Source organism: Lichenihabitans sp. Uapishka_5, from assembly GCF_033947565.1.
Lineage (GTDB): Bacteria > Pseudomonadota > Alphaproteobacteria > Rhizobiales > Beijerinckiaceae > Lichenihabitans.
On record NZ_JARPVX010000094.1, the window covers coordinates 979 to 4,989 of the forward strand.

A 4,011-nucleotide genomic window follows, 5' to 3' on the forward strand; every position below is an offset into this window, starting at 1 on the left:
CGGCTCGAGCCCGCGCCCGAACAAGAAGCCCTGGCCCTCGACACAGCCGAGAGCCAGCAGTGCGGCTTGGTGCTCGCGCGTTTCGATGCCTTCGGCGATGACATTCAGCTTCAGGCTCTGGCCAAGACCGATCACGGCAGCCACGATGGCGGCATCCTCGTCATCGACGGTGAGATCCCGCACAAAGCTGCGATCGATCTTGAGACGTGTCAGCGGAAAGCGGCGCAACGTGCTGAGCGACGCGAACCCGGTGCCAAAATCATCGAAGGCCAAGCCGACGCCATGCGCCTTAAGCTTGCTGAGCGGAACCTGTGCGGCATCGTCCTGCTGCAGGGCGATGGTTTCGGTGAGTTCGAGTTCAAGGCGCGAAGGGGCGAGACCATAGGCGTCGAGGCAAGCGACAACCCGTTCGAAGACGTCTGGAGCGTGCAGCTGCGCGGCAAACAGGTTGACGCCTATGCAGGGCACTACCAGCCCTGCGGCATCCCAGACGTTCAGCTGCCGGCAGGCTTCGTCGAGCGTCCACCAGCCGACCTGGATGGCAAGTTCGTTGGTGTCGAGCGTCGCCAGAAAGGCATCCGGGTAAAGCAGTCCCCGATGCGGGTGCTTCCAGCGCAGCAAGGCCTCGCAACCGATTAGCCGATCGGTCGTAAGATCGATCTGCGGCTGGTAGTGCAGCACGAATTCGCCTTCGACAACAGCCCGTCGAAGCTCGGTCAGCAGGGTGCGACGGGCGATGGAGCGCTCGCGCATATGTGGCTCGAACAGCACGGCTTGACCGCGCTTGCTGCCCTTGGCCTCATAGAGGGCAAGATCGGCCGCTCCCCTGAGTTGTTCGGCGTCGTGAGCGACAAGCCCCGTGATGGCGATGCCGATGCTCACACCGATCGTGACCAGATGCGTGTCGATGCTGAAAGGCTCACGCACGACATCGATGAGAGACGTCGCGAGCGTCATGGCCATGACCGGGTCACCGCAGGCGGGGAGCAGGATAGCGAACTCGTCACCGCCCAATCGCGCCAGGGTAGCGGATGGATCGAGCTTGCCGAGAAAGCGAATGGTCAGGGATTGCAGCAGCGTGTCGCCGGCCGTGTGCCCAAGCCCATCGTTGACCGCCTTGAAGCCATCGAGATCGAACATCAACACCGTGACGGGTTGGTCCGGATCGGCAAGCGCCGCTTGGAGCCGCTGGGTGAAGCACAGGCGATTGGGCACCCCGGTCAGCTGGTCGGTCAGGGCGAGACCTTCGAGATGAGCTTGTTGACTCTGCCGTTCGGTCAAGTCGCGGATGATGGCGCCCATACCGCGTGATCCATGCTCGTCCCATACCGAGATGAGCAGCTCGATCGGGAACTCGTCGCCATTGCGCTTCCGGGCAACAAGCTCCACGGGGCGTCCAGCCAGCTTCGATGGCGCCCCGGCCGCAACCCGACCCATTCCTTTGGCATGAGCGCCAAGGAAACGTTCCGGCACGATCAGGTCGAGGGAGCGGCCGATAGCATCTTCACGCTTATAGCCGAAGAGGCTTTCAGCGGCCGTGTTCCAGTAGGAAATGCGGCCCTTCGTGTCGACGCAGAGGAAAGCTTCGGCGGTCGCCCGCGCGAACTGTGAGGCGATGGTGTCGGCGAGCTTGAGGCGACGAAGCTCGAGCTTGTCCATCACGAGATCGGCCAGCCGTGTCAGGGTCCGGCGTTGCTTTTCGGTCAGGGCTTGCCGGGGAGCGGTGTCGACGACGCAAAGCGAGCCAATGTTGTGCCCTGACGACGACGTGAGCGGTGCGCCGGCGTAGAAGCGAAATCCAGCATCTGTGACGAGAGGGTTGGCAGCGAAACGAGGATCTTGGGCGGTATCCTCGACGACCAACACGTCGGCCTGCAAGATGGTGTGGCTGCAAAAGGCATGCTGGCGCGGCACGCGTTCCACATCAAGGCCGAAATGCGCCTTCACCTGCAGGTCGACCTCATGCACGAGGTTTAGAAGCGCGATCGGCGTGTCGAGCAGATCGCTGGCGAGGGCGACGATCTGATCGAGATCACTTTCGTGAGCGAGACTGACCTGGAACGTGATGAGATCGGCCAGCCGCTCCTGTTCGGATGCGGGCTCCGGCCAGCGGGCTGTGTCGGGGGCAGCAGGGGATTTAGCGTCAGCCGTGCTCATACAGCGACGCTAAACGAGAGGGATTGCTGACCTACCAACGCGCATAGGCAAATGTGCTTTGTTGCAGATAGGGTTACGAACTTACCTGCAAGTCCGGCCATCCATACGGGCGCTGTCCATAAAGCCGATGCACATGGCCGCTCTGATGGCAATGCAGGTCACGACGCCTACGCTGCCCCGCGTGCCAAGTAGGTGGTGCAATTGCATGGCGCACCTTGTCATCGGGCGACATCTTTCGTTCAGCGGCCCCGAAGGAGCCAAGCCCTGAGAGCGGCACGACCGGTCGAGGTAAGCCTATAAGTGTTGGCCCGATCGGCTTTGACGCTGCCTTGTTGCGCCAGGGCAATAAGAACGCCCGAGAGCAGCACACGCGGCGATACGTCATCGAACACCGCGAAAGGGTCGTCGAGCAGCGACTAGAGCCGATCTCCGAGCAGCGAGTGCGTGAGCGTGGCGCCGCCGGCCATGCGGGTCAGGATGGCGGCTTGTGCGTCCATCAAGGGGTCGCAGGCGCTGGCAGACCCTTCGTCAGCCGGTACACGTGCATCCGGCTTAGTCCGGTCTCCCTGGCAATTGCCGTTGGACCCATACCGACCGCATGAAGCTGACGCACCTTGTCGATTGGCGCCGTGACTTTCCGCCCGGTGTAGGCCCCCCTGCCTTTCGCAGCCTCGATGCCGATCTGCTGCCGTTCGCGGATGAACTTGCGCTCCATCTCAGCCACCATGCCGAGCACAGTCACGAGGATGGAGCCGGTGGCGTCTTTGGTCGAGAAGCTGGGCTCGAGCACCGTCAAGGCGGCCCCCTTCCCTTCCAGCTCATGCACCAGGTTCAGCACGTCGCGGGTGGAGCGGCCGAGGCGGTCGAGCTTCACGACCACCAGTTCGTCATCCGGCCGGATGGAATCCATCACGGTAGCCAGCTCGTCCCGTCCGTCCCGGTTTTTGCCCGACACCTTCTCGGCCCGGATCACGTCGCAATCTGCGGACTTGAGACGGGCTTCCTGTGATCCGTGATCCTGATCGCTAGTCGAGACGCGGGTGTAGCCGATGCGAGCCATCTTGGAGAGCTTTGTAACATTTGGGTTAACCATTTCCCACTGCTGTAACATTGAGTATTAGTCAACCCGTAAGTGACGCACCTGCGGTGTAACATTGCGCGTAGCTCAAGGGTGTACCCTAATGGGAGAGTCAAGCGTCCAGCACTGATGTAGATGCATGGGCTCCCCGTACGGGCTTGCGGCAGCTCCCGCCCACAAGCAGCCATTGGCGCGTTGCCGAGCCGGGCCGAGCGGCGCGTCTCCTGCCGACACATCTCGGACTCTGAACACGTCCGCTTATAGGCACATGAAAACGCCCGCAGCGTGAGCCACGGGCGCGTGTCGTGCTGACTTGCCGACGGGATCAGGCAGCAGCAGCAGCCTTCTTGCGCTTCATGCCATAGCCGACAGCGCCGAGGGCCAAAAGGGCAGCGCCGAACATGGGGGCCGAGGCTGGGAGCGGGACGGGGCTGACACCAACGTTAACGGTAAAGGTATCTAAGCTTTCACCACCTTGGGCCGGGAAAAGATATGCGAAGCTGGTGCCGGCGGTTAAGCCGAGATCAGCTAGGGTTGTATTGGCGAAAGTGGCAGTCGAAACGCCCAATTCAGATCCAGATATGTACCCATTCGGCAGTAGTATTAGGCCCGGACCGGCCGGATTGGGAGAACCACCATCTCCAACGATGCCAACTTCAGCACCAGTCTCCGAGGATGCAAAGCCGACCGAAAAGGATTGCGATCCAAAGTTTGTTGGGCCAGTAATTCCGCTGTACAAGAGAGTCACAGTGTTGCTGCTGCCCACAATAGCATAA

General features: G+C 61.7%; 3 protein-coding genes. All 3 read right to left on the reverse strand.

From position 1 onward, the window contains the following. Positions 1–2,157: putative bifunctional diguanylate cyclase/phosphodiesterase (locus P7D22_RS19995; RefSeq protein ID WP_319936022.1), on the reverse strand; the 2,157-nt coding region annotated here is incomplete at its 3' end. Between the two features lie 496 nt (positions 2,158–2,653). Beyond that, positions 2,654–3,217: a recombinase family protein gene (locus P7D22_RS20000; RefSeq protein ID WP_319936023.1), complete on the reverse strand. Its 564-nt coding sequence runs from the start codon at positions 3,215–3,217 to the stop codon at positions 2,654–2,656. Between the two features lie 343 nt (positions 3,218–3,560). Further along, positions 3,561–4,011 (reverse strand): hypothetical protein (locus P7D22_RS20005; protein WP_319936024.1); only part of this gene is annotated, 451 nt, incomplete at its 5' end.